16 protein-coding genes and 1 pseudogene are annotated in these 25,617 nt (G+C 69.6%); 6 read left to right on the top strand and 11 right to left on the bottom strand.

From position 1 onward, the window contains the following. The 5 genes and pseudogenes from QTI45_RS05885 to QTI45_RS05865 all read right to left on the bottom strand — a co-directional run. Positions 1-321 (bottom strand): annotated as a pseudogene (locus tag QTI45_RS05885) (hypothetical protein); the annotation flags it as partial. 153 nt (positions 322-474) lie between these two features. Next, complete coding sequence (locus QTI45_RS05880; RefSeq protein ID WP_286653785.1) at positions 475-2,949, bottom strand: efflux RND transporter permease subunit; 2,475 nt, start codon at positions 2,947-2,949, stop codon at positions 475-477. Between the two features lie 18 nt (positions 2,950-2,967). Continuing rightward, positions 2,968-4,065, bottom strand: a complete 1,098-nt coding sequence (locus QTI45_RS05875) for a YCF48-related protein (protein ID WP_286653784.1) — start codon at positions 4,063-4,065, stop codon at positions 2,968-2,970. A gap of 14 nt (positions 4,066-4,079) precedes the next feature. Continuing rightward, positions 4,080-5,429: a DUF1329 domain-containing protein gene (locus QTI45_RS05870; RefSeq protein ID WP_286653783.1), complete on the bottom strand. Its 1,350-nt coding sequence runs from the start codon at positions 5,427-5,429 to the stop codon at positions 4,080-4,082. 10 nt (positions 5,430-5,439) lie between these two features. Beyond that, positions 5,440-7,140, bottom strand: coding sequence for a DUF1302 domain-containing protein (locus tag QTI45_RS05865; protein WP_286653782.1), 1,701 nt, complete (start codon positions 7,138-7,140; stop codon positions 5,440-5,442). Positions 7,141-7,360: 220 nt separating this feature from the next. Between QTI45_RS05865 and ppk2 the strand changes: the two genes are divergently transcribed. The 6 genes from ppk2 (at position 7,361) to QTI45_RS05835 (ending at position 12,002) form a co-directional block, all read left to right on the top strand. Then, a complete protein-coding gene (ppk2, locus tag QTI45_RS05860; RefSeq protein ID WP_286653781.1) occupies positions 7,361-8,263 on the top strand; it encodes a polyphosphate kinase 2 in 903 nt (300 codons plus the stop codon). A 2-nt stretch (positions 8,264-8,265) separates the two neighbouring features. Continuing rightward, positions 8,266-8,829 (top strand): GNAT family N-acetyltransferase, encoded by a 564-nt coding sequence (locus QTI45_RS05855; RefSeq protein ID WP_286367830.1) that lies wholly within the window; start codon positions 8,266-8,268, stop codon positions 8,827-8,829. 163 nt (positions 8,830-8,992) lie between these two features. Beyond that, a complete protein-coding gene (locus tag QTI45_RS05850; protein ID WP_286653780.1) occupies positions 8,993-10,012 on the top strand; it encodes a DNA polymerase III delta subunit-related protein in 1,020 nt (339 codons plus the stop codon). Beyond that, the gene (locus QTI45_RS05845; protein ID WP_286367828.1) at positions 10,009-10,383 is read left to right on the top strand and encodes a PilZ domain-containing protein; all 375 of its coding nucleotides are present in this window, start codon (positions 10,009-10,011) and stop codon (positions 10,381-10,383) included. The genes QTI45_RS05850 and QTI45_RS05845 overlap by 4 nt, the downstream gene beginning before the upstream one ends. Before the next feature lie 144 nt (positions 10,384-10,527). Continuing rightward, complete coding sequence (locus tag QTI45_RS05840; protein ID WP_286653779.1) at positions 10,528-11,334, top strand: TatD family hydrolase; 807 nt, start codon at positions 10,528-10,530, stop codon at positions 11,332-11,334. After that, complete coding sequence (locus QTI45_RS05835) at positions 11,331-12,002, top strand: ankyrin repeat domain-containing protein (protein WP_286653778.1); 672 nt, start codon at positions 11,331-11,333, stop codon at positions 12,000-12,002. Before QTI45_RS05840 ends, QTI45_RS05835 begins: the two co-directional genes overlap by 4 nt. A 12-nt stretch (positions 12,003-12,014) precedes the next feature. Here the strand turns inward: QTI45_RS05835 and QTI45_RS05830 are convergent, their stop codons facing one another. From QTI45_RS05830 to treS, 6 genes are all read right to left on the bottom strand, one after another. Further along, positions 12,015-12,293 carry a hypothetical protein gene (locus tag QTI45_RS05830; protein ID WP_286653777.1) on the bottom strand — a complete coding sequence of 93 codons (279 nt, stop codon included), beginning with the start codon at positions 12,291-12,293 and terminating at the stop codon, positions 12,015-12,017. Between the two features lie 106 nt (positions 12,294-12,399). After that, positions 12,400-17,466 carry a malto-oligosyltrehalose synthase gene (locus QTI45_RS05825; RefSeq protein ID WP_286653776.1) on the bottom strand — a complete coding sequence of 1,689 codons (5,067 nt, stop codon included), beginning with the start codon at positions 17,464-17,466 and terminating at the stop codon, positions 12,400-12,402. After that, on the bottom strand, positions 17,459-19,327 hold the full coding sequence (treZ, locus tag QTI45_RS05820) for a malto-oligosyltrehalose trehalohydrolase (RefSeq protein ID WP_286653775.1): 1,869 nt from the start codon (positions 19,325-19,327) through the stop codon (positions 17,459-17,461). The genes QTI45_RS05825 and treZ overlap by 8 nt, the downstream gene beginning before the upstream one ends. Further along, positions 19,324-21,459, bottom strand: coding sequence for a glycogen debranching protein GlgX (gene glgX / locus QTI45_RS05815; RefSeq protein WP_286653774.1), 2,136 nt, complete (start codon positions 21,457-21,459; stop codon positions 19,324-19,326). Before glgX ends, treZ begins: the two co-directional genes overlap by 4 nt. Then, a complete protein-coding gene (locus tag QTI45_RS05810) occupies positions 21,456-22,238 on the bottom strand; it encodes a mechanosensitive ion channel family protein (RefSeq protein WP_286653773.1) in 783 nt (260 codons plus the stop codon). The genes glgX and QTI45_RS05810 overlap by 4 nt, the downstream gene beginning before the upstream one ends. A gap of 45 nt (positions 22,239-22,283) precedes the next feature. After that, positions 22,284-25,607 carry a maltose alpha-D-glucosyltransferase gene (gene treS, locus QTI45_RS05805; RefSeq protein ID WP_286653772.1) on the bottom strand — a complete coding sequence of 1,108 codons (3,324 nt, stop codon included), beginning with the start codon at positions 25,605-25,607 and terminating at the stop codon, positions 22,284-22,286. Positions 25,608-25,617: the final 10 nt, after the last annotated feature.

Genomic DNA, 25,617 nt, shown 5'->3' with positions numbered 1-25,617 from the left:
ATCGAGCGTGCCGCTCCAGTTCTTGTATTTGTCGGTGCTGTTGAAGGCGCCGAAGCCGGTGCCGAACTTGCCGTCGAGTTCCTCGTACTGGCCGCGCAGCTCGATGTTCCAACTGGGACTGATGGGCTTGCCGACGGCCAGGCCGCCGCCCCAGCCGTTGTCGGCGTTGCGGTCACCGTCCGGATGGACATAGCTGCCAAAGGGCGTGATGTACCAGCGGTCGTCGAAGTACTGCTCGGCGCTGAACGTGGTCTGCGCGAGGCAGGCCGCGTAGGGAACAGCGAGCACGCAGCAAGCGGCAAAAGTGCGTCGGTGGAACATTGAAAGCCTCCCGTCCTGGTGTGGAAGTTGTGAAGGCTTCAGCCGAAGCCGACAAGGGCGAAAGATAGGCTTCGGCATCCCCCCTCGGTCGGCGCATACGCAACCGAGTGTGTGGCGCTCTGGCAGGCGCCGCCACGTTCGGTTGCAGAACTTTCAGCCCTCGAACGGAACCGGTTGCGCGTGGGCAACGCATCGGGCAGGCGCTTCGCTCGATTGCGCCTTCGGGGCGGGGGTCGAACGCAGCAGGAAATGCGACAGCGCCGGAATCAGCAACACCGCGCCGACCATGTTCCAGATGAACATGAACGCCAGCAGGATCCCCATGTCGGCCTGGAACTTGATGGGCGACAGCGCCCAGGTGAGCACGCCCGCGGCCAGCGTCACGCCGACCAGCACCACCACCTTGCCGGTGAACTGCAGCGCATGGCGGTAGGCCTCCCCGAGGCTGGCGCCCGCGCGCTGCCGGGCCAGCTGCACGCTGAGCAGGTACAGCGCGTAGTCGACGCCGATGCCCACGCCGAGCGCGATCACCGGCAGGGTGGCCACCTTGACGCCGATGCCGAGCATCACCATCAGCGCCTCGCACAGCACCGAGGTGATGACCAGCGGCACCACGGCCACCACCACCGCGCGCCAGCTGCGGAAGGTGATGAAGCACAGCACGATCACGGCGGCATAGACCAGCAGCAGCATCTGCGTCCAGGCCTTGCGCACCACGATGTTGGTCGCGGCCTCGATGCCTGCGCCGCCCGCGGCCAGCAGGAACTGCCGGTCGCTGCCGCTGTGCGCGGCGGCGAAATCCGCGCTCGCCTGCACCACGCGGTCCAGCGTCTCGGCGCGATGGTCGGCCAGGTAGGCGATCACCGGCATCACCGAGCACTCGGTGTTGAACAGCTCCGGGTTGTTGACGCTGGCCTGCTGGGCGCCGTAGTTCAGAACGTCCTGGTTGCGCGCGATGGTCAGCCACTTGGGGCTTCCTTCGTTGCTGCCCGCCGTGATCTGCCGCACCGCGTTGGTGAGCGACACCGTGGTCTGCACGCCCGGCACCTGCTGCAGGCTCCAGGCGAGGCGGTCGGCCTCGACCAGCGTCTCGTACTTGAGGCAGCCTTCCCGGGCGGTCTTGACGATCACCGCGAAGGTGTCGCTCGACAGGGAGTAGTTGGCCGTGACGAAGGCGTTGTCCCGGTTGTAGCGGGAATCCGGCCGCAGCTCGGGCGCGCCGGGGTCGAGGTCGCCGATCTTGAGTTGCGTGCTCACCGCGAAGCCGGCCACCAGCAGTACCGCGGCCGAGGCGACGGTGGCGCTGGCCCAGCGGCGTTCGGTGAAGCGGCCGAGCCAGCCGCAGACGCGATCGAAGCCGCGCGCCTGCTGGCCGCCGCTTCCGTCGCGCAGGCTGCGCTCGGCGGCGGCAGCGCTGACGCCGATGTAGGACAGCAGCACCGGCAGCAGGATCAGGTTGGTCACGATCAGCACGGCCACGCCGATGCTGGCGGTGAGCGCCAGGTCCTTGATGACCGGGATGTCGATCAGCATCAGCACCGCGAAGCCCACCGCGTCGGCCACCAGCGCGGTCACGCCGGCGAGGAAGAGGCGGCGGAAGGTGAAGCGCGCCGCCACGAGCCGGTGCGCGCCCCGGCCGATGTCCTGCATGATCCCGTTCATCTTCTGCGCGCCGTGCGAGACGCCGATCGCGAAGACGAGGAAGGGCACCAGGATCGAGTAGGGGTCGAGCTCGAAGCCGAGTCCGGCCACCAGGCCGAGCTGCCAGATCACCGCCACCAGCGAGCAGGCGACCACCAGCGCCGTGCTGCGCAGGCATCGCGTGTAGAAGAAGATGATGAGGGTCGCGACCAGCGCCGCGAGCCCGAAGTACAAGCCCACCTGGTAGAGGCCGTCGATCAGGTCGCCGACCAGCTTCGCGAAGCCGATGCTGTGCACCTGGATGCCGGTCGGCCGGCCCTGGGCGTCGGTCTCGTAGCGCGCACGCAAGGCTTCGAGCGCATGCGAAAGGCCACGGTAGTCGATGCGCTGGCCGTTGCCGGCGTCCATCAGCGGGACCACGATCATGCTGGACTTGAAGTCGTTGCCGACCAGGCTGCCGACCAGCCCGGCGCGCGCGATGTTGGCGCGCAGCTGCTCGGTGGCGGTGGGCGAGCCGTCGTAGTTGTCGGGCATCACCGGGCCGCCGCGGAAGCCTTCCTCGGTCACCTCGGTCCAGCGCACGGCGGGGGCCCAGAGCGACTTCATCCAGGCGCGGTCGACGCCGGGCGTCAGGAAGAGTTCGTCCTGGATCTTCCTGAGCGCGGCGAGGTATTGGGGGTCGTAGATGTCGCCCCGGGTGTTCTCGACCACGACGCGCAGCGAGTTGCCCAGCCCGCGCAGGTCGGCGCGATGCTCCAGATAGTTCTGGATGTAGGGATGGCCCTGCGGGATCATCTTCTCGAAGCTGGCGTTGAGCGTCAACCGCGTTGCGGCCAGGAAGCCCAGCAGCAGCGTGATCAGGGCGCAGACCGCCATCACGACCAGGCGATGGTTGAAGATCAGCTGCTCCAGGCGCGAGCCGGAGCGGGTGTCGAAGGGGTCGAGCGAGGTCGGCGCGGACGCATCCGCGTTGAGGGGGGTGTGCATGGGGTCCTCCGAGCCCGTTCAGGGCAGGGGAAGCGATTGGGCGCCGCGCGGCCCGGCGATGACGACCGTGCCCTTGGCAGGGATCGCGACGGCGGCGGCGGGAACGGTGCGGCCGGTGCTTGCGGCCTTGAAGCTCGCGCCGTCGTCGGTGCTGCTCAGGATGTGGCCGGCCTGGCTGACGATGACGATGCGGCCATCGTCCTGCAGCGTGCCGGCGGTCAGGCCGACCTGCAGGCCCGTGGGCGTGGGCTGCCAGCTGCGGCCAGCGTCGGTGCTGCGCAGCACGGTGCCGCGCAGGCCGTAGGCGACCAGGGAGCGTGCGCTGCCCGTGATGCCGAACAAGGTGCCCTTGTAGGGCAGGTCGAGGGCGCGAAAACGGGTGTCGCCACGCTCCATCTTGAGCAGCAAGCCCTGCTCGCCGCTGATGTAGACGTCGGCGCCGATGCCGCGCACCGCATAGAGGTGAAGGCCCTTCGGATTGTCGAGTGCGTGCAGCCACGGCGCCCAGTGCGCGCCGCCGTCGGTGGTGTGCAGCACGAGGCCGAAGGCGCCGACGACGAAGCCTTCGGAAGCATCGCGGAACCAGACGTCGAGCAGAGGATTCTCGGCGCCCTGTGCCTCGAAGCGGCGGGCTTCCTCGATCAGCTGTGCCGCGCGCCCGGGATCGCCGGCGGCCAGCGCCTGGGCCTCGCGCTGGTAGTGCCGCACCATCGCGGCGCCGGCCTGGATGCCGTCGAGCTGCAGGGTCCAGCTCAGGCCGGCGTCGGTGCTGCGCAGCACGACGCCGTCGTGCCCCACCGCCCAGCCGGTCGTGGCGTCCGGAAAGCTGACCGCGACCAGGTCCGAGCTGACCGGCACTTCGGCCTGACGCCAGCTCTTGCCGGCATCGTCGGAGTAGAGGATGTGCCCGCGCTGGCCGACCGCCACGATGCGGCTGCCGGCGCTGGCCAGCCCGTTGAGCAGTGCACGCGAGGCGAGCGGGCTCTTCACGGCCGGCGTGGCCAGCACGTCGCGCCACCCCGTGCCCTGCGTGGGCTGCACCGCCCACGCCGCGGCGCCGGCGGCCAGCGCGATGGCCAGGGCCAGGCCACCCGAGGCGACTCGCTTCGTCATCATCGAGCAGCCCCGGATCAGCGCACGCCGGCGCCGGCCAGCGAGTCGGCGGTCCATTCGCGGTCGCTCAGCGCCTTGGTGTGGCGCAGGCCGCCGGTTTCGGCGATGTAGCCGGTCAGCGAATAGATGCGCGAGGCGAAGTCGTAGTGGCCGAACATGTCGGTGTAGGGCGCGGGCAGGTCGTAGCTGGGTGCCATGTAGGCGAAGCCTGCGCGATAGAGCTGGCCGCGGGCGTCGTAGTTGTCAGAGGCCAGCGCGGCCCACGAGTCCTCGTCGAGGTAGAAGGTGCGCTTGCCGTAGACATGGCGCTTGCCCTCGCGCAGCGTCGCCTCCACCACCCACACGCGGTGCAGTTCCCAACGCACCAGGTCGGGGTTCAGGTGGTTGGGCTTGAGCAGATCGTCCTGCTTGGACTGGTACACCGCGCCGTAGGCGTTGTAGGGCACGATCATCTCCTTCTTGCCGACCAGCTTGAAATCGAAGCGGTCCATCGAGCCGTTGAAGATGAAGGTGTCGTCGAAGGTCGTGGCGCCGGCGGTGCCGGGGTTGGGCGTGTCGTACGACAGGTCGGGTGCGACCTTCACGCGGCGCTGGCCGGGCAGGTAGGCCCAGGCGCGGCGGTCCTTGGTGCCGATGTCAAGCGGATCGACGATCAGCAGGGCCTCGCCGGCGCGGCGCGCCGGCCCGGTGTAGGTGAGCTTGATGCGCCAGTAGGTGTCGGCCGCGGTCTTGCTCGTGTCCCAGAACGGGAAGTCCTGCGTGCTGACGCCTTCGGTCGCCAGGGCGGGGCGGCCGCTGGCATCGACGTTGAGGTTGCGGTACTTGGCTTCGTAGCTCTGGCCGTTGAAGCGCACGAGGTGGTTCCACATGGCCTCGTAGCCGTCCTTCGGAATCGGGAACGGGAAGCCGGCGTGCACGCCTTCGATGGAACGGCCGTCGTTGGTGGTCCGGGCCTTGACCGAATTCGCCGCCGTGTTGTCGGTGACGAATTTAGGGAAGGCCACGGTGCGGTGCGTCGGGTAGACGTCGACGCGGAAGCTCGGGTACTTCTCCAGCAGCTGCCGGGTGCCGGCGGTCAGCTTGTCCGCGTGCTCGGCCATGTTCCTGGCGTCGATCACGAGGCGCGGCTTTTCGCCGGCGAAGGGATCGGGGCGGATGCCGTCGCCGGCCTTGTACCCGGCCGGACCGCTCTTCATGCCGCCGGCGTAGGCGGGAATGGTGCCGTCCTTGTTGGCCGACTTGTCGGCGCCGACGGGCGTGAGGGTGGTGCCGAGCGACTTGGCCTCGTCGGCGCTGATGGCCGCCTGGGCGGCGAAGCCTGTCGATGCGGCCATGATGCCGGCGACGAGGGAGTGGGTGAGTTTCATGATCGGATCCTCAGAAGGTGGTCTTGAAGGTGAGGCTCAGGAAACCGCGATCCTTGAGCAGGGTGGTGAAGCCGTTCTGGGCGGTCACGGCGAATCCGTTGTCCTTGTAGTCGCCGACGTAGTCGATGTACTTCAGGTCGAAGCGGTACTTCTGGCGGACGTCCACGCCCAGGCCGACGCTGTAGTTGCCGTTGCCCTGGTTGCCGCCGAAGACGGTCGGTGCGTTGCCGCTGAGTCCCACGGCGTAGGTGAGCGGCGCCGACAGGTCGATGCCGGGCCATACCTGGAACCAGGTCGGCGTGAACGAGAGTCCGGCGCCGATGTAGTTCTTGGTCGTGCAGCCGTCCCACTTGTCCTTGCCGACGCAGGGCGCGAAGCCCTCCGCGAAGAACAGGTTCTGGCCGCTGCGGACCTTGCCCCAGCTCGCCCAGACCAGCTCGGCCGCCCAGGAGGCGGTGTCGAACAGGGCGGTCTTCGGCACGACGCCGACCGCATTGACCAGGCCGTGATAGGTGTCGCCGCGCGGGCCGTTGGTGCTGCCCTGCGCCGGCAGCCCGGGCGCGATGCCGAGCACGGTGCTGTTCAGCGGCGTGTTGTGGCGATAGGAGAGTTCGGAGCCGAAGCTGATGCCGCCGATGTTCTTGGCCAGGCTGACGCCGTACAGGTCGATGTCGTCGGCGTAGATCAGGTTGTAGCGGCTGATGCCCGGCCCGACGCGCGTGAGGAAGGTCTGCGGCAGCTTGTCGGAGAACTTGCGGTAGTACAGGCCCATGGTGCCGTCGAGCCACTCCGGGCTCCAGCGCGTGGACAGGCCGCCTTCCTGGCCGCGCTGCTTGGGCTCGGACGGCGCGCCGCGCTGGGCGAAGCCCAGAGGCTGCGAGAGGAACTGGCGGTCGGGCCCGTTGAAGGCGAAGTCCACGGGACCGAGGTAGGTGCCGCCTTCGGGGTAGCGGAACGCTTCCCATTCGAGCATGTACTGCGCCGCCACCGACACGGTGTCCGTGACCTGGGCCTGCATCGAGAGCTGGTTCAGCGGGCGGAACAGCTCCTTCGCTTCCACGCCGGGCGTGGCGAAGCCCTTCTGCAGGTCGAGCGGGTTCTGCGCGTAGGCGATGCCGTTCAGGTTGCCGGCAAGGAAGAGGGATTCGCCCCAGTACAGCGAATGGCTGCCGAGCTTGGCGTTCACCGGCACCTCGCCGATGTCGACGCCGCCGAAGACGAAGGCGTCGAGCCATTCGCCCGAGGGGCCACGGTAGTAGCGCTCGGTGTAGTTGCTGTACTTCTTGTTGACGTAGCTGGGAATGTTCCTGAAGGGCAGGAAGGGGTTGGTCCTGCTGTCGGGCCCGTAGGCGTTGTCGTACCAGCCGGCCGCGCTCACGCGCATGCCGTAGCGCTTCATGTAGGTCAGGTCCAGCTCGCTCAGGACGTCCAGGCGGTTGGCGACGGTCTGGCCGCGGTCGAAGCTGTAGGTGCCTTCGTCCGCGATCACGGTGTTGCCGATCTTCTGATCTCGCGCCTCGACACGGTTGGCGTAGTTGTAGCGCAGCGTGTTGTCCCACCGCAGCGAGAGGTCGGGGTTGCCGGTGTCGAACTCGAAGGCGCGGGCGCCGCCCGGCGACAGCGTGACGAGAAGGACCGCGGCGGTCGTTGCAGCGATTCGAAAGGACGAGCGGGCTTGGAGGGATCCCGTCTTGAGCTGGGGGTGGGGCACGTGATTCCAGTGATGAGTGGGTGTGTGGGGGGCGCGCCCCCGACACGCGGTGGGTCGGGGGACGGGCGGAATTTTGGAGTTCACGCCCGCCTGAACCCCCCTCCTTGGGGGAGGGGGGCAAGGGGTGGGAAAGTCTCGACACCGGCACTTGACGAATCTCAATCGCGCACGGCGCGGCGGCCCTAGCATCCGTGGATCTGCTTTCGAACAGGAGACCGCGATGGCGAAGAACGAGAAGAGGCACCACGGCAAGTCATCCCGCAAGGACGAGGCCCAGGAAGCTCCGGCGTCGGCGCCCGAAGCGGCGACCGAAGCGGGGTCGGAGGCGGACCCGAATCCGGCGCGGTCGAAGAACCTGTCGCGCAAGGACTACGAGAAGGCGCTGCGGGAACTCCACGTCGAACTGGTGAAGATGCAGGAGTGGGTGCAGCACGCCGGGCTCAAGGTCTGCATCGTCTTCGAGGGACGCGATGGCGCCGGCAAGGGCGGCACCATCAAGGCCATCACGGAGCGCGTCAGTCCACGCGTTTTTCGCGTTGTGGCCCTGCCGGCGCCGACCGAACGGCAGAAGTCCCAGATGTACATCCAGCGCTACATCCCTCATCTGCCGGCGGCCGGGGAGATCGTGATCTTCGACCGCAGCTGGTACAACCGCGCGGGCGTCGAGCGCGTGATGGGCTTCTGCTCGGAGGCGCAGGCCAAGTCCTTCCTCCAGGGCACGCCGCTGGTGGAGCAGGCGATCATCAGTTCCGGCGTCATCCTGCTGAAGTACTGGCTGGAGGTCAGCCCGGACGAGCAGACCCGCCGGCTCGAGGCGCGGATCGAGGACGGGCGCAAGATATGGAAGCTGTCGCCGATGGACCTCAAGTCCTACGGCCGCTGGTACGACTATTCGCGTGCCCGCGACGAGATGTTCACGGCCACCGACCTGCCTTCGGCGCCGTGGTACGTGCTGCGTTCGGATGACAAGAAGCGCGCGCGCCTGAATCTCATCAAGCACCTGCTGGCCCATGTTCCCTACGAGGCGCTGCCGCGCGAGAAGATCAAGCTGCCGAAGCGGCAGGGTCGGGGCGACTACAAGGAAGTGGACCACCCGATCCGGTACATCGCCGAGGCCTACTAGCCATGCCGGCGGCTGATCCGGCGGATCCGGTGCTTCCGGCGACGGTGGTGCTGCGAGACGGTCGGCGGGTGATCGTGCGCGAGATCCGCGCCGACGACAAGGAAGCGCTCCGGGCAGCCGTCGCAAACATGTCGGCGGATTCGCGCTACTCGCGCTTCATGACCAGCATTCGCGAGCTGCCGGACCACATGCTCGAGGCGGCGACGCATCCGGCGCCGGACAAGGAGTTCGCGCTGGTCGTCCTCGACGCGGACAGCGCCGAAGAGTCGATCGTCGGAGGCGCCCGCTACGCTTCGGCTGCCGGCAGCGACACCTGCGAGTTCGCGATCATGGTGGTCGACGCCTGGCAGCACCTGGGCCTGGCGCCGCGCCTGATGGAAACGCTGATCGCCGCCGCCCAAGCGCACGGCTACCGCTGCATCGAGGGCTACGTGCTGTCGACCAACGCCGCGATGCGCGGCCTGGCCAAGCGCCTGGGTTTCAAGGAGTCGCCCTGTCCGGGGGACGCCACCGTGCGCGTGGTCCGGCTCGGCCTGGGCGTCGCGGGCGAAACCGGCGCGGCCTGAGCGCGAAGTTATCATGGCCGGGGTTCCGAACGGGGCCTGGTCCGGGACGTGCGCCATGCGGCGGCGAACCCGATGTTCGGCTCGCGGCAAGCGGCAAGATTCACTGGGAAGCGATGGAGATGCGGATTAGACGGGCGACTTCGAGCCCAGGGACAAGCGGCGCATGACCGTCGAATCGCTCCCGCCCTGGCTGCGCCAGCCGCTGGCCGAGCTGCTGCGCCAGCGCGGCCACGCCTGGCTGCTGCAGGGGCCTTCGGGCCTGGGCCAGTACGAACTGGGCCTGGCGCTGGCGGCGGCCTGGCTGTGCGAGCAGCCCGAGGAAGCCAAGGCGCACGGCGCCTGCGGCCATTGCCCGAGCTGCCACGCGATCCAGGTCCGAACGCACGCCGACCTCTGCGTCCTGATGCCCGAGGTCGCGATGCAGGCCCTGGCCTGGCCGCTCGACGAGAAGTCGCAGGCCGACATCGACGACAAGAAGCGCAAGCCCAGCCGCGAGATCCGGGTCGAGGCGATGCGTGACGCCATCGGCTTCGCCCAGCGCACCAGCGCCCGCGGCCGCGGCAAGGCGGTGCTGGTGTATCCGGCCGAGCGCATGAACAACATCACCGCCAACGCACTGCTCAAGACGCTCGAGGAGCCGGTCGGCGAAGTCCGCTTCGTGCTCGCCAGCGAGGCTGCCTGGCAGCTGCTGCCGACCATCCGCAGCCGCTGCCTGGGCTTCACGCTGCCCTGGCCCGAAGAGACGCAGGCACTGGCCTGGCTGGAGGCGCAGGGCGTGCCCGCTGCCGACGCGCCGGGCCTGCTGCGAGCAGCCGGCGGACGGCCCAGCGACGCCCTGAGGCTCGCCGCCCAGGGCCAGTCGCCCAAGGCCTGGTCGCAGTTGCCCAAGGCGATGTCGCGCGGCGAAGTCGGCGCGCTGTCCGATCACGCGCCGGCGCAGGCCATCGGTGCGCTGCAGAAGCTCTGCCACGACCTGATGGCGATCGACAGCGGCGCCGCGCCGCGCTTCTTCGAGCCCGCCGACCTGCCGGCCGCGCCGCCGCGGACGGCCTTGGCGCGCTGGTCCCGGTCGCTCGCGAATGCGGCAAAAACCGCAGAACATCCCTTCAATGCGGGCCTGATGCTCGAAGCGCTTGTGAGCGAGGCGAGAACCACCCTAAACTCGGCACGCCGCCGCCCATGAACACTCCTGCAACCCCCACCCCGTCCGCGCCCGTCCGGCCCAGCGTCATCCAGCTGGCGATCAAGGAAAAGGGCGCGCTCTACGCGGCCTACATTCCGCTGTTCGCCGAAGGCGGCATCTTCATCCCGACCTCGCGCGAGTACCGGCTGGGCGACGATGTCTACGTGCTGCTGACGCTGCCCGACGACCCGCAGCGCTACCCGGTGGCCGGCAAGGTCGCCTGGATCACGCCGGCCCGTGCCGCGGGCAACCGTGCGCCCGGGGTCGGCATCCGTTTTCCTTCCGACGACAAGTCGCGCCAGCTCAAGGCGCGCATCGAAGAGGCGCTGGGCGCCACCCTGGCCTCCGACCGCCCGACCCAGACCATTTGAGCCCCCCACGCTTCTTGTGTCGCGGCTTCCCGAGGAGGCCGCAGGCACCCTGGGGCGGCCCGGCGCCGGCCTGAGGCCGGTTGTTCCAACGGGCACGACGCCACCTGTCGCGGTGGCCGTGCCATTCCGACGACCCTTCCCGCGATGTTCACCGACTCCCACTGCCACCTGACCTTCCCCGAGTTCGCCGACCGGATGCCCGAGATCCGCGCCGCGATGGCGGCGGCCCGGGTCGACCGGGCACTGTGCATCTGCACCACGCTGGAGGAATTCCCCGAGGTGCAGGCACTGGCCGAGCGCCACCAGAACTTCTGGGCCAGCGTCGGCGTGCATCCCGACAACGAGGACATCCTCGAGCCCACGGTCGAGGGCCTGGTCGAGCGCGCCGCATTGCCCAAGGTGATCGCGATCGGCGAGACCGGCCTGGACTACTACCAGATGGAAGAACGCAAGGGCGGCCGCAGCATCGCCGACATGGAATGGCAGCGCGATCGCTTCCGGGTCCACATCCGGGCCGCTCGGCAGACCCGCAAGCCCCTGGTCATCCACACCCGCGAAGCTTCGGCCGACACCTTGGCGATCCTGAGGGAGGAGGGCGAGACCGGCGGCGCGCAGGCGGCCGGCGGCGTCTTCCATTGCTTCACCGAAACGGCCGAGGTGGCGCGGGCGGCACTGGACCTCGGCTTCTATATCTCGTTCTCGGGCATCCTGACCTTCAAGAAGGCGCAGGACCTGCGCGACGTGGCGGCCTTCGTGCCGCTCGACCGCATGCTGATCGAGACCGACAGCCCCTACCTGGCCCCGGTGCCGTACCGCGGCAAGGTCAACAATCCGTCCTATGTGCCTTTTGTCGCGCAGCAGATCGCCGAGCTGCGCCGGCTGCCGGTGGAAGCGGTCGCCAAGGCCACGAGCGACAATTTCGAGACCCTGTTCAGCGGGGCCAAAACATGAGAAATTACTTTAAATATATTGTTTATCTTGTTGTTTTTGCTTCATCTTTTGCAGCAAACGCCAGCGACTACGACGACTTCTTCCGGGCTGCCCGGGCCGACAACGCGAGCGGCATGAAAAGCCTGCTGGCCAAGGGCTTCGACCCCAACACGCGCGACGACAAGGGCCAGACCGCGCTCCTGATCGCGATGCGCGAGCCGTCGCCGAAGGTGATCGAGATGCTCATCGCCTTCCCGAAGACCAATGTCGAGGCCCGCAACTCGAAGGACGAGAGCCCGCTGATGCTGGCGGCCATCAAGGGCCAGCAGGAGCTCGTGACCAAGCTGATCGCGCGCGACGCCGACATCAACAAGCCGGGCTGGACGCCGCTGCACTACGCCGCCACCAGCGGGCAGGTCGCGATCATGAAGCAGCTGCTCGACAAGGACGCCTTCATCAACGCCCAGTCGCCGAACGGCACCACGCCGCTGATGATGGCCGCGATGTACGGCTCGGCCGCCGCGGTGCAGCTGCTGCTCGAAGAAGGCGCCGATGTCGCGATGAAGAACGAGCAGGGCATGACCGCCGCCGACTTCGCCGAGCGCGGCAAGCGCCCGGATGCGATCGCGTTGTTGAAGGCCGCCGCCCAGCCCCAGCAGCCCAAGCGGCCCGCCGACGGCAAGTGGTGAGGCGGCCGGATCTCAGGATTCGCTGCCGGCGTCCGACAGCTCGAAATCGGCGGTTTCCAGCAACACCGGCCGGCCCGGCGCTTCGCGGTGGCGGGCCAGGGCGCGGGCGTTGATCAGCTCCGCGTTCATCAGGTAGGCATGGACCAGGCTGTCGCCGCCGCCGCTGGCGCCGAACAGATCGCGCAGCGGATCCTCGGCGATCTCGGCCACGCAGCGCAGGCCTTCGGGGCCCGCGGGATAGATGGCGAACCGGACGGTCGCCGTGTCGAAACAGTGGATTGCCTCGGCCATGCTCTTCGGTCTCCTTGGTGGGTGCGTGATGCGTCCGCCAAGGGAGATAGTTCCGCCGGCGCGCTGGCCCCGGCGGAACAGGCCGCATCCTGCGGTAGGCCGGCGCCTACGGGCCGCTGTCGAGCCAGAGGGCGGCGCCGGGAAACACGCGCAGCACGTCCGCAACCGGCACCCATGGGCCGGAAAGGGCATGGCGCGCACCCGTGAGCTGGTCGTCCAGGTGCCCGCCGCCCAGCCCGGGCGGCAGCCGCACCCGCGTGTCGCCCCAGGCCTCGGCGCCGAGCGGAGCACGCTGGCCGCGGCCGCCGTCGTCGAGCAGCGCGAACAGGCGGGCGACGATCACCACCAGCGCCCGGCCCTCGTGCCGCCGTGCGAAGGCGATGACGTGGAGCGCGCGATCTCCCTGAACCTCGAGCGGCTCGTAGCTGCCTTCACGGAACAACTCGGGCCAGCGCCTGCGCAGCGATAGCAGGCGCCAGATCAGCCACAGCTTGGCGCGGCCGTCGCTCGGCTCGGCGGCGAGGGCCTGCACCGCGGCTTCGAGCTGCGTTCCGGTGTCCAGCGCTTCCAGCGCCTGCAGCATGCGGGCGCGCTGGTCGAAGTCGACCGGCCGGCGGTTGTCCGGGTCGACCAGGCTGCGATCGATCAGCTCGCAGCCCTGGTACAGGTCGGGCACGCCGGGCGAGCCGTACTTGAGCAGAGTGAGGCTGATGCCGTTGAGGGCGCCATAGCGGTCCAGCGCCGCCACCACGCGGTGCAGGTCGGCCATGAAGGCGTTGTCTTCGCGCGCTGCCAGCACGCCCCGCGCGAAACGCTCGAGCGCCGCTTCGTAGCCGGCGTCGGGACGGGTCCAGCTGGTGCCGGTCTTGGCCTCGCGGGCCGCCTTCAGCATGTAGCGCACGATGCGGTCCGCGTAGGCCTGCTGGCCCGTCGCATCGAGCGCGTCGGGCGGCAGGGTGCCGAGCAGCGTCTGGTAGAGCAGGTATTCGTGCGCGGCCGACACCGGGCCGCGCAGCGGCGCATTGAAGCCGGCCCAGCGCCGCAGCGCGAGCCGCCAGAGGCCGGGCAGCTCCGACAGCACGTCGATGCGCAGCCGCACGTCCTCGGCGCGCTTGTTGTCGTGGGTCGACGTCGCCAGCATGGTTTGCGGCCAACGGCGCTGGCGATCGCTGCTGGCCTCGTGGAAGGCCGCCACCGAGACACCGAGCCGGTCGGGCTCGCCGCCGACCTCGTTGGCCGAAGCGAGCGGGAAGAAGCGATAGAAGGCGGTGTCCTCGACGCCCTTGGCGGCCACCGGCGCGCAGAACTGCTGGAAGCGGCGGGCCAGCCGAAGCGCCCGGCGCCGGGCCGCACGGCCGGGTCCCGGCGCCCGCCCGAGCAAGGCTTCGCGGACGAAGCCGAACACCGACGGGTCGGGCAGTGCCAGGCGCTCGCGCGCGGCGGCGATCGCCTGGTCGATGTAGCGCAGGTCCTGCTCGCCCAGGTCCTCCGCGTTGTAGGTGCGATAGACGGTCAGGCTCGCCGCGACGGTCGCCAGCACCTCGCGCAGCGTGTTGAGGGAGTGGTCGCGGGTGCGGCGATGCGACTTCGCGATCGCCAGCAGCCCGATCGCCAGCACCTCGAGGTCGGAGGCCAGCGTGGCGCTCGCGACCTCGCGCTTGGCCTGGTAGACCGTTTCTTCGAAGGGCGTGTCGATGCCGGTGAAGGCGCGCCAGATGCGGCGCAGGCGGCCGCCGGCGCGTTCGTCCACCAGCACCGCATTGGCCAGGTTGGCGAAGCGGTAGCCGGTGGTGCCGTGCACGGCCCAGGAGACCGGCACCTCCTCGTGCGGCGCGGCGATCTTCTCCGCCACGATGTACAGCGGGCGCTCGGGCCGGCCGTCAGCGCCGACCTCGCGGGCCGGCAGGCCGCGGCGCGCGACGAAACCGTCCTGCAGCCGCTCGAAGTAGCGCGCCGGGTCCTGCAGCCCGTCGGGGTGGTCGATGCGCAGGCCGTCGACCCAGCCGCGCGCCGCGAGGTCGAGCGCCAGCGCATGCGTGGCCTCGAACACCGAGCGGCGCTCGGTGCGCAGCGCCGCCAGCTCGTTGACATCGAAGAAGCGGCGGTAGTTGATCTCGTCGGCCGCCACCCGCCAATGGGCGAGGCGATAGGCCTGGGCCTCCAGCAGCCGGTGCAGGGCGCCGCGCCGGTCGCCGCCGTTCAGGGAGTCGACCGCCGTCGCGATGGCCTGCGCCACCGCCGGGCGCTCGGCCGCGAGGAGGGCGAGCCGGGTCTTCAGCAGTTCCTTGTCGCGGGCGCGAACCGCCACCGCCTGGCGCCGCGTCCGACCCCTGGCCGGCAGCTGCCGCAGCGCCGTGGCGATGCTGGCGAGCGGGGCGCTCGCATCGCCGTCGCCCAGGATCGCGCAGGCGCGATCCAGAACCGAGGCGGCGCTTTCGGGCGCCAGCGGAAAGCGGTGCTCGAAGTAGGCGACGCCGAACGCGCCGGCCTCGGCATCCCAGCGCAGTTGCAGTTCGCCGCGCTCGATCACCTCGCCGTAGTGGTCGCCGAGCACCGGCAGCAGCACCTTGCCTGCCAGCTGCGGGGTCAGCGGCGTCCAGTCGATGTCGAAGTGGCGCGCGTAGCGCGAGGCCATGCCGTTCTCCAGCACGTCGGTCCACCAGGGGTTGTCGTCGCCGAGTACGCCCATGTGGTTGGGCACCAGGTCGATCAGCTGGCCCATGCCGTGGGCCTTGAGCGTGGTCGTGAAGCGCTCGAATGCGGCCAGTCCGCCGAGTTCCGGATTGATCTCGTCGTGGGCCACGACGTCGTAGCCATGCATGCTGCCCGGCCGGGCCCGATGGATCGGCGAGCAGTAGACGTGGCTGATGCCGAGCCGTTCGAGGTAGGGCACGATGCGCGCGGCGTCGTCGAAACTGAAGCCGGCGTGCAGTTGCAGCCGGTAGGTGGCGCGCGGCACCGGGGTGCGTGCCGGCTGGCCGGACGCGGCGAGCGGACGCTCGCGCGGCCGGCTGCGCGCCATCGCCGCGCACAGCTGCTGCAGCACCGGCCGCGCCCAGAGTTCCTTCGTTCCGGCGCCGTACTTGCGCTGCCAGTTGGGATGCTGGAAGGTCGTGCCCGGCAGGTTGGGCTGCTCGACCTCGCCCAGCGCATCCTCGAGCTGGACCATCATCACGGCCGACGGCGCGGCGGCCAGAAAGGCGTGCAGGGCTGCCACCGCCTCGGCGTCGAGCGTTCCGGCCTCGGCCGCCGCCACGCTCCCGGGCGACAGCGCCTGCTGGCCGCGAACGGCGTCGAGCAGCCGCGCGCGGTCCAGCCGGCGCTCCTGAAGCTGCTGCTCCCAGGCCGCCGCATCCGCGATCAAGCCCAGTTCGAACCGCAGGCGCAGGTCGTGCGCCGACCACCAGCCCGCCAAGGTCGGCAGGTCGTGGGTGCTGACCGCCACCACCGCCTCGCGCGGGTAGGCGGCCGGGGCCCGGAAGGCGCCGTCGGGCTCGCGCTCGAAGTACAGCAGCCGGTACGACTGCACGCCGTAGCCGTGCATCGCCTCGCGCATCGCGTCGGGCACGGTGCCCAGGTCCTCGCCGATCACCAGGCAGCGATGGCGCTGGCTCTCCAGGGCCAGGATCGCGAACAGTTCATCGACCGGATAGGCCACATAGCTGCCGTCGCGCGGCGTGCCGCGGGCCGGGATCCAGAACAGGCGCATCAGCATCATCACGTGGTCGATGCGGATCGCGCCGGCACCGCGCATGTTGGCCCGCAGCGCCTCGATGAAGATCGCGTACCCGCCGTCGCGCAGGCGGTCCGGGCGCAGCGGCGGCAGGCCCCAGTCCTGGCCCTGGGTGTTGAAGGCGTCGGGCGGCGCGCCGACGCGGACCTCGAGCGCGAAGCTCTCGCGATGGCGCCAGGCGTCGGAGCCGCCGCGATCGACCGAGACCGCGAGGTCCAGGTAGAGACCGACCGCCATGCCGAGTTCGGTGCAGCGCGCGCCGGCCGATTCGAGCTGCCGTGCCGCCTGCCACTGCAGGTACTCGTGGTAGCCGATACGCTCGCCGTGGGCGGCCGCGAAGGCCGCGACGGCGGGACCGGCCGGGTCGCGGAAGGCCTCTGGCCAGGCCGGCCAGCCCCAGACCCCGGCGTCGGCCGCGTGCAGCCGGGCCTGCAGCGCCTCGAACAGCGCATGCTGGCGCAGGGCTTCGCCGCCCCGTTCCCTGAAGCGCGTCAGGGCCTCGACCTCGGCGTCTTCGGGGGCGCGCTCGAGGAAGCGCTGGTAGAGCAGTTCGAGGATCTCGTGCTTGGCGGCCGAGACGCCCGCATGGTCGATCAGCGGCGCGGCACGCAGCCCGGCCAGCCGGGCCTGGAAGGCCGGCGAGCGAACCCGCTGCCGGGCCGCCGCGCAGGCCAGGAAATCCGGCACGGCCTCGACGTCGATGTAGAGCACGTTGAGCTGGGCCCGCGACGATGGGCTGTACGGGCTCTGGTGCGCAGGGTTGTGCGGAAACAGGGCGTGCAGCGGGTTGAGGCCGATCACCTCGGCGCCTTCGCGCGCGGCCCTGGCGACGAAATCCGCCAGATCGCCGAAGTCGCCGAAGCCCCAGTTGCGTTCGGAGCGCAGCGAATGCAGCTGCAGCGTGAAGCCCCAGAGCCTTCCGCCGCGCTCCAGCAGCGCCGGCTGGTGGCAGCGCGCGGGTGCGCAGACCAGCAGCGTTTCGCCCGGCAGGCCGACGATGCTCAGGCGGTGGTAGCCCGCGGGCAGGGCCAGCACGATCGGCAAGCGGAACCGGCGGTAGACGACGCCGTCGATCTCCGCCTGCGCCTCGGCCTGCAAGGTGGCGGTATCGACCGCGCCCTCGTGGAAGGCGCCGCCCTCATCCACCAGCCGCCACTTGAAGTGCGCGCTGGAGGAGGGCAGTTGCAGCACCAGCGTGAAGTGTTCGCTGCCGGCGCCGACCACCTGCACCGCAGGCAGGGCCTGCCGCCACGACGCGGCTTGCGCCCGGGCCTCGGCTTCGGCGGCGTCGATGTCTGCGGCCGGCAGGAAGCCGGCGTCGCGCAGCAGCGCTGCCAGCGCCTCGGGCGCCACCGCGTGCCAGTGGCCGAAGACATCGTGATAGCCGGTGGCGACGCCGTGACGCTCGCAAATCCGGCGCAGCGCCTGCGCGTCATCCATCCGGCGTCTCCTGGAGCGTCGCGCAGACGCCGCCGGGCGGCAGGCGCAGGGCCGTGCCGGCGGCGGAAGGCTCGAAGCCGAGGCAATGGATCACGCGTCCGGGTGGCCAGGCGAGCACGGCGTCGGCGGCGCCGAAGTTGGCGACCAGGTGCAGCAGCGCCGGTGCGGCGGCCTCGCGCTCGCCCTCGCCCGCGGCATCGAGTTGCCACACCAGCCTCAGCGCATCGCCCTCGCAGGACCACTGGTGGCTGCGGCAGCCGCCACCGAAGCGCGGTGCCAGTTCGGTGCGCCGCACGCGCAGCGCTTCGCGGGTCTGCGCCAGGGCCCGCGCATGGCCGGGCTGCGCGCGCTCGCCGGCATCGAGCCGCGAGGCGGCGAAGCTCGCCTCGGCGTTGGGGTCGGGGATGCGCGCGCGTGCCGCCTCGTCGGCGAAGGCGGCGAAGCGGCCGAACTCCGACCGGCGTCCGGCCGTGACGGCCGCCGCCAGTTCGGGACCGAAGTCGCAGAAGTACTGGAACGGTGTCGCGGCCGCGTACTCCTCGCCCATGAACAGCATCGGCGTGTGCGGCGACAGCAGCACGCAGGTGCGCGCCGCCATCACGAGCGCCGGATCGCCGAGGACGTCGATGCGTTCGCCCATGGCCCGGTTGCCGACCTGGTCGTGGGTCTGCAGGAAGGACACGAAGGCGCCCAGCGGCAGGTGGGCGCAAGGTTCGCCGCGCGGCTCGCCGGCGCGGAATGCCGAAGGCTGGCCGCAATAGACGAAGCCCTGCGCCAGCGCCAGGCCGAACTGCTCGAGCGGGCGCTGGGCGTAGTCGGCGTAGTAGCCGTCGGCCTCGCCAGTGAGCAGCACGTGGGCCGCGTGGTGCAGGTCGTCGTTCCACTGGGCGGTGGCAGCCACCGGCAGGCCGGCGGCGTCGCGCTCGAGCCGGTGCGACTGGTTGAGGTCGTTCTCGAGCACCACGTGGACCTGCCGAAGGCGGCCCGGGCCCTGCTGCAGCGCGCTGCAGATCTCCTCGACGATCGCCGGCGTCGAGTCGTCGCGGATCGCATGCACCGCATCCATGCGCAGGCCGTCGAAGCCGTACTCCTCGATCCAGTAGAGCGCGTTGTGGACGAAGAAGTCGCGCACGGTGCGGGCCTGGGGGCCGTCGAAGTTGATCGCCGCGCCCCAGGGCGTGTGATGCGCCGGGTTGAAGAACTCGGGGCAGTAGGCGTGCAGGTAGTTGCCTTCCGGGCCGAAGTGGTTGTAGACCACATCGAGCAGCACCATCACGCCGAGGTCGTGGGCGGTCTCGACGAAGCGCTTGAGCTCCCCCGGCGTGCCGTAGCACGCATCGGGCGCAAAGGGCAGCACGCCGTCGTAGCCCCAGTTGCGCCGGCCCGGGAAGTCGGCGATCGGCATCAGTTCGACGGCGGTGATGCCGAGCTCGGCCAGTTCCTCGAGCCGCGCACGGGCCGCCGCCAGCGTGCCTTCGGGCGTGAACGTGCCCAGGTGCAGTTCGTAGATCACGGCCTCGTGCCAGGGCCGGCCGGTCCAGGTCGGGTCGGTCCAGGCGTGGGCCAGCGGGTCGACCACCTCGCTCGGGCCATGGACGTCGTCCGGATTGCGGCGCGAGGCCGGGTCGGGCACCCGCAGCCCATCCGGCATGCGGTAGCGATAGCGGTCGCCGGCCATGGCATGCCGCAGCGTGGTCTCGTGCCAGCCGCCGTCGGCGCGCTGCATCGCATGCTGCTGCCAGGTGTCGCCGCGCCTGAGTTCGAGCGCCACCAGCGCCACCGAAGGCGCCCAGAGGCGAAAGCGCACGCCGCCGTCTTCCAGCACCGTGGCCCCGAAGGGCATTGCATGCACGCGCTTCATGCGGCCGCCAGGCTGCGGCGCAGCAGTGCCAGCGAGCGGCCCTGCAGCGGGTAGGTGGTCTCGGCCAGCAACAGCGACAGCGCGCTCTCGCGCGCGGTGTCGACCAGTCGGGTCCAGCGGTCGCCCGGGCGCGTCGGCATCTTGAAGGGCAGGGGCTCGTGGTAGGCGTTCAGCAGCAGCAGGAAGTCGTCGTCCTGCTGCGGCTCGCCGCGTGGGCCGACATCGGTGATGCCGGTGCCCGAGAACAGCATGCCGAGGCAGCGCACATGCTCGCCGTCCCAGTCGGAGGGCGTCATCTCCTGGCCGTCGGGCCTGAGCCACACCACGTCCTTGCTCTCGCCGTCGCCGGCCGGCTGGCCGCGAAAGAAGCTGCGGCGCCGGAACGACGGATGCTGGCGCCGCACCCGGATCAGCTGGGCGACGAAATCGCGCAGCGACTCGGCCTCGGGCCGCGGCGTCCAGTCGAGCCAGCCGAGTTCGTTGTCCTGGCAGTAGACGTTGTTGTTGCCCTTCTGGGTGTGGCCGCGTTCGTCGCCTGCCAGCAGCATCGGCACGCCCTGCGACAGCAGCAGGGTGGCCAGGAAGTTGCGCTTCTGGCGCTCGCGCAGCGCGTTGATGCCAGGATCGTCGCTGGGGCCCTCGGCGCCGCAGTTCCACGACAGGTTGTTGCTGCTGCCGTCGCGGTTGTCCTCGCCGTTGGCCTCGTTGTGCTTGTCGTTGTAGGAGACCAGGTCGTGCAGCGTGAAGCCGTCATGGGCGGTGATGAAGTTGATGCTCGCGTGCGGCCCCTTGCCCGACCAGCCGTACAGGTCCTGCGAGCCCGCCAGCCGCCGGGCGACGTCGCCGACCACGCCCGCGTCGCCCTTCCACCAGCCGCGAATGCCGTCGCGGTAGCGGTCGTTCCACTCGGCCCAGCCGGGCGGGAAGTTGCCGACCTGGTAGCCGCCGTGGCCCAGGTCCCATGGCTCGGCGATCAGCTTGACCTGATTCAGCGTCGGGTCCTGCCGGATGGCATCGAAGAAGCCGCCGAGGTTCTCGACCTTGCCGGCCTCCCGCGCCAGCGCCGAGGCGAGGTCGAAGCGGAAGCCGTCGACGTGCATCTCCTCGGCCCAGTAGCGCAGCGAGTCCATCACCAGCTGCAGGGCGCGCGGATGCTCGAGGTTGACCGTGTTGCCGCAGCCCGTGAAGTCGTCGTAGTAGCGCGGCTGCTCGGCGTTGGCGATGTAGTAGGAGGCGTTGTCGACCCCGCGCATCGACAAGGTCGGCCCGAGGTGGTTGCCCTCGCAGCTGTGGTTGTAGACCACGTCGAGGATCACCTCGATGCCGGCCGAGTGCAGGGTCTTGACCATGGTCTTGAATTCCTTCACCTTGCCCGAGGCGCTGTAGCGCACTTCGGGGGCGAAGTAATTGAGCGTGTTGTAGCCCCAGTAGTTCTGCAGGCCCTTCTCGGCCAGGTGGCGGTCGTTGAGGAAGGCATGCACCGGCAGCAGCTCGACGGTGGTCACGCCCAGGCGCTGCAGGTAGTCGATGACCGGCGAGCAGCCCAGCGCGGCATAGGTGCCGCGCAGGTTCTCGGGGATGTCCGGGTGCTGCATCGTGAAGCCGCGCACGTGCATCTCGTAGATCACCATGTCCTGCCACGGCACTTCGGGCCGGCGGTCTTCGCCCCAGGTGAAGGCGGTCTCGAGCACCCGTCCCTTGGGCATGAAGGCGGCGCTGTCGCGGCGGTCGAAGGACAGGTCCTGCCGCTTGCTGCCGACCGAGTAGCCGTAGAGCGCATCGCTCCAGCGCAGCTCGCCGATCAGGTCCTTCGCATAGGGGTCGAGCAGCAGCTTGTGCGGATTGAAGCGATGGCCTTCCTCGGGCTTGTAGCGGCCGTGGATGCGATAGCCGTAGGCCATGCCCGGGCGCGCCTCGGGCAGGTAGCAGTGCCAGACGTCGTTGGTGCGCTCGCGCAGCACGATGCGCTGCCGCTCGTGGCGGCCCTTGTCGTCGAAGATGCAGAGTTCGGCCTTGTCGGCGTGCTTGGAGAAGATCGCGAAATTGACGCCCTGGCCGTCCCAGGTGGCGCCGAGCGGATAGGGTTTGCCGGGCCAGACGGCGGACAGCGGGGTGTGGGGACGCTTCGTCATGGGTGCGGTCGGTCATCCTGGGTGGAGCGCGAAGGCCAGACGGTGGCGGGCGGATTCGCGTTTCGCACGCCGTCGCGCGGCAGCGGGTCCCGCGCCGGCGGCCGCGGCGTCGAGGGCCGCCTGGGCCACCACTCCTGGATCCGGTCGGCAGCCCAATCCTTGCCGGCGAGCCCGAAGGCCAGCGCCAGCGCGAACACCACGCCGCCGAGGATGATCAGGAAGCTCTGGCGCACGATGTCGCCGCCCACCTTGACTTGGTCGAGCGCGATCAGCACCACGAACAGCAAGATGGCGTACTGCGCCACCTTGCCGAGCAGCATCGCGTCCTGCATGCCGGCGTTGCGGCCGTAGGTCTGGACCGCATCGCCGACGAACTTGGCGAAGTAGGCACCGAAGGCCAGCACCAGCAGCGCCACGAACACGTTCGGCACGAACCACATGACCCGGCCGAGCAGGTCGGTGACGTAGCTCAAGCCCAGACCGTTGAAGGCCACCACCAGCGAGGCCAGGATCACCATCCAGTAGGCCAGGGCGCCGAAGACCACGGTCGAGTCCGACACCATGCCCCCCTGGCGCAGGAAGTTGTCGATGCCGGCGCGTTCCGTCAGCACCGGGAAGTTGATCGCGTGCAGGCCGCGGATCACCGCGAAGCGCACCACCTTGGCGATCAGCCAGCCGACGAGCACCACCAGCGCCGCGAACACCAGCCGGGGCACGAAGGCGCCGATCTGGAACAGGAAGGCGCGCAGCGGCTCGAGATAGAAGGTCAAGGTGTCCATGGGGATCTCCCGGAGAAATGCGTTGAGCGTCGAAGCGCCATCGGGTCAGCGCGCGCCATCGGAGTCCAGCAGGGCCAGGATGCCCTGAAGGGGCACCGGCACCCAGTCGACGCGGTTGCCCAGTTCGTAGCGCAATTCGTAGAAGGCCTTCTCGAGCTCGAAGAGCTGCAGCAATTGCGCATCGACCGGGCCGGCCTCGGGCGCGAGCGCGGCGGCGTAGCCGGCCAGGAAGGCTTCGCGGGTCTCGCGCTCCCAGGCGCGGGCCTCGACATCGAGCCGCGCCAGTTCGTCGGCGTTCTGCGCGGCGCGCCGCAGCGCACTCCAGCGCGCGTAGTTGAAGGAGCGCAGCATGCCGGCAACGTCGCGCAGGGGCGACTGCCTGGTGCGCCGCGCCTCGATCGAGCGCGCCGGCTCGCCCTCGAAATCGATGATCACGAAATCGTTGCGCGCCAGCAGGACCTGGCCCAGGTGGTAGTCGCCGTGGAAACGCGTGCGCCAGCCGCCGCCGCCCTCGATGCGCAGGGCGTCGATGAAGGCGTCGACGGCGCCCGAGCGGGCCAGCAGCCGCTGCGCGTCCTCCTCGGCCGCTGGCGAAAGCCCGGCCTGGTGCTCGCGCAGGCCCGCCAGCGTGGCGTGGGCCTCGGCGCGCACCGTGTCGCGCACGGTCCGCAGGTCCGCCTCGGTCATCGGCTCGGGGTCGAAGGCCGCGTGGCCGGTGCGACGGCCCAGGGCGTTGTGGAGTTCGGCGGTGCGGCGCCCGAGGATGCCGACCAGCGCCAGGAAGGCGCCATGCGGATTCGGCGGCCGATCGGCGTCGGCATCGCGCAGTTCGCCCAGCACGCGTTCGAGGTAGGCCAGCGTGTAGTCCCAGCCGTCGCCCTGGTTCGGCACGTAGGCCTGCAGCAGGGCGAGCGTGAACACGGTGCCGTCGTTGCCCACGTATTCGAGCGCGCCCGCCACCGGGACGCCATGCAGGAATCCCGCCTCTTCGGTCAGGAACCGGCCCATCTCGAGCTCGGGGTTGATGCCCGGGCGAACGTGGCGGTAGCCCTTGAGGAACAGCGTCTCGCCGAGCGTCACCACCGTGTTGCTGCTCATGGCGGTCGGCCGGCTGACGTTCAGTCCGGCGATCGCATCCAGCACCAGTTCACGGCCCAGCGAGGTCGGACGGAAGTGCATGCTGCCGCGCGCGGTCTTCAGCTGCGTGTCGGTGACGATGGCGCGCACCACCGCGCGGCAGAAGCTCTCGTCGAAGAAGGCATCGCCCATCACGCCGACGTTGGCCTGCTGCCGGATCTTGGCGATGGCGGCCGGCTGCAGGCATTTCATGCGCTCCTCGTCGCGGTCCTCCCAGGCCAGGGCCAGCGGCATGAAGTAGGTCGCTTTTTCGGGCAGCCCCTCGAGTTCGAGCAGCGGCAGCATCCAGCTGTGGCCCTCGGATTCCCAGATCGCCTGGTCCGCGAGCCGGGCCCGTCCGATGTGCGAGCCCTTCGACGCGTACCAGCGCTGGGCCTCGATGTGCGGCGGCAGCGTGTCGGTCTCGAACTGCTTGATCAGGCGGTCGGCGAAGCCGATGCGCCAGGGCATCACGCGATCCCTGAGCAGGCTGGTCCAGCCGTCGAAGAGCACGATCACCGGCCGGTCGAGCAGCGCCACGCCTTCCTGGTGCCAGCTCGGCATCGGCGCCTCGTCGGTGAGCTTGAACCAGTAGAAGCCGTAGGAGGCGAGGGTGAGCAGGTAGGGCAGCTCGCCGATCGGCGGGAAGGAGGTGCGCCCGAGCATCTCGACCGGCACCCGGCCCTTGAAGGCCGAGAGGTCGAGTTCGACCGGCTGCGCCGCGCGCGAGAGGTTGAAGACCGACAGGATCACGTCGTCGCCGTGCTCGCTCAGGTAGGCCAGGATCTTGCGGTTGCCGGGCTTCAGGAAGGTGCGTTGTCCGCGCCCGAAGGCGCGGCTGGTCTTGCGCACCGCGAGCATGCGCCGCGTCCAGTGCAGGAGCGAGCTCTTGTCGCGCAGCTGCGCCTCGACGTTGACCGCCTCGTAGCCGTACATCGCGTCCATGATCGGCTGCAGGTAGAGCCGCTGCGGGTCGGCGCGCGAGAAGCCCGCGTTGCGGTCGGGGCTCCATTGCATCGGCGTGCGCACGCCGTTGCGGTCGCCGACGAAGACGTTGTCGCCCATCCCGATCTCGTCGCCGTAATAGATGATCGGCGAGCCCGGCATCGACAGCAGCATGCTGTTCATCAGCTTGATGCGGTCCTTGTCGTTGTCCATCAGCGGCGCGAGGCGCCGGCGGATGCCGAGGTTGATGCGCGCCTGCATGTCGGCCGCGTAGGTCGTGTACATGTAGTCGCGTTCGCGGTTGGTCACCATCTCGAGCGTCAGCTCGTCATGGTTGCGCAGGAAGATCGCCCACTGGCAGCCGTCGGGGATCTCGGGCGTCTGCTGCAGGATCTCGACGATCGGGTCGCGGTCCTCCTGGGCGATCGCCATGTACATGCGCGGCATGAGCGGGAAGTGATAGGCCATGTGGCACTCGTCGCCGTCGCCGAAGTACTCGCGCACGTCCTCGGGCCACATGTTGGCCTCGGCGAGCAGGAAGCGGTCCTGGTAGTTGGCGTCGATCGCGGCCCGCAGCTTCTTGATCACCACGTGGGTCTCGGGCAGGTTCTCGTTGGAGGTGCCGTCGCGCTCGATCAGGTAGGGAATGGCGTCGAGCCGGAAGCCGTCGACGCCCATGTCGAGCCAGAAGCGCATGGTGCGGATCACCGCCTCGAGCACCTGCGGGTTGTCGAAGTTGAGGTCCGGCTGGTGGCTGAAGAAACGGTGCCAGAAAAATGCCTTGGCCACCGGGTCCCAGGTCCAGTTCGACTTCTCGGTGTCGGTGAAGATGATGCGCGTGCCCTGGTAGAGCTGGTCGGTGTCGCTCCAGACATAGAAGTCGCGTTCGGGCGAACCGGGCGGCGCCATGCGCGCGGCCTGGAACCACGGATGCGCGTCCGAGGTGTGGTTGATGACCAGTTCGATGATCACGCGCAGCTCGCGCTTGTGGGCCTCCTCGAGCATGTCGCGAAAGTCCTGCAGCGAGCCGTACTGCGCGTGGATGTCCTCGTAGGCGGCGATGTCGTAGCCGTCGTCGCGCAGCGGCGAGGGATAGAAGGGCATCAGCCAGATCGTGTTGACGCCCAGGTCCTTCACATAGTCGAGCTTGCTCGCCAGGCCCTGGAAGTCGCCGACGCCGTCGCCGTTGGAGTCGACGAAGGCCTTCACGTTGCACTGGTAGATCACGGCGTCGCGGTACCAGGTGGGGTCTCCGGCGGTGTCGATCTCGGTGGTCTCGAGCGCGAGCTTGGGCAAGGGAGCGTTCATGAAGATGCTT

Source organism: Variovorax saccharolyticus, assembly GCF_030316765.1.
In the GTDB taxonomy this organism is placed as follows: Bacteria; Pseudomonadota; Gammaproteobacteria; order Burkholderiales; family Burkholderiaceae_C; genus Variovorax; species Variovorax saccharolyticus.
Note: the sequence above shows the minus strand (reverse complement) of the source record. Positions and strands in the feature narration are given on the sequence as shown.

Bases quoted from the DNA above. Each gene is read 5' to 3' on its own strand.
- ppk2 (WP_286653781.1), top strand. From the start codon at position 7,361: ATGGCGAAGAACGAGAAGAGGCACCACGGCAAGTCATCCCGCAAGGAC.
- treZ (WP_286653775.1), bottom strand. From the start codon at position 19,327: ATGAAGCGCGTGCATGCAATGCCCTTCGGGGCCACGGTGCTGGAAGAC.
- QTI45_RS05830 (WP_286653777.1), bottom strand. From the start codon at position 12,293: ATGGCCGAGGCAATCCACTGTTTCGACACGGCGACCGTCCGGTTCGCC.
- QTI45_RS05845 (WP_286367828.1), top strand. From the start codon at position 10,009: ATGAACACTCCTGCAACCCCCACCCCGTCCGCGCCCGTCCGGCCCAGC.
- treS (WP_286653772.1), bottom strand. From the start codon at position 25,607: ATGAACGCTCCCTTGCCCAAGCTCGCGCTCGAGACCACCGAGATCGAC.
- QTI45_RS05840 (WP_286653779.1), top strand. From the start codon at position 10,528: ATGTTCACCGACTCCCACTGCCACCTGACCTTCCCCGAGTTCGCCGAC.
- QTI45_RS05835 (WP_286653778.1), top strand. From the start codon at position 11,331: ATGAGAAATTACTTTAAATATATTGTTTATCTTGTTGTTTTTGCTTCA.
- glgX (WP_286653774.1), bottom strand. From the start codon at position 21,459: ATGACGAAGCGTCCCCACACCCCGCTGTCCGCCGTCTGGCCCGGCAAA.
- QTI45_RS05825 (WP_286653776.1), bottom strand. From the start codon at position 17,466: ATGGATGACGCGCAGGCGCTGCGCCGGATTTGCGAGCGTCACGGCGTC.
- QTI45_RS05810 (WP_286653773.1), bottom strand. From the start codon at position 22,238: ATGGACACCTTGACCTTCTATCTCGAGCCGCTGCGCGCCTTCCTGTTC.
- QTI45_RS05880 (WP_286653785.1), bottom strand. From the start codon at position 2,949: ATGCACACCCCCCTCAACGCGGATGCGTCCGCGCCGACCTCGCTCGAC.
- QTI45_RS05870 (WP_286653783.1), bottom strand. From the start codon at position 5,429: ATGAAACTCACCCACTCCCTCGTCGCCGGCATCATGGCCGCATCGACA.
- QTI45_RS05855 (WP_286367830.1), top strand. From the start codon at position 8,266: ATGCCGGCGGCTGATCCGGCGGATCCGGTGCTTCCGGCGACGGTGGTG.
- QTI45_RS05875 (WP_286653784.1), bottom strand. From the start codon at position 4,065: ATGATGACGAAGCGAGTCGCCTCGGGTGGCCTGGCCCTGGCCATCGCG.
- QTI45_RS05850 (WP_286653780.1), top strand. From the start codon at position 8,993: ATGACCGTCGAATCGCTCCCGCCCTGGCTGCGCCAGCCGCTGGCCGAG.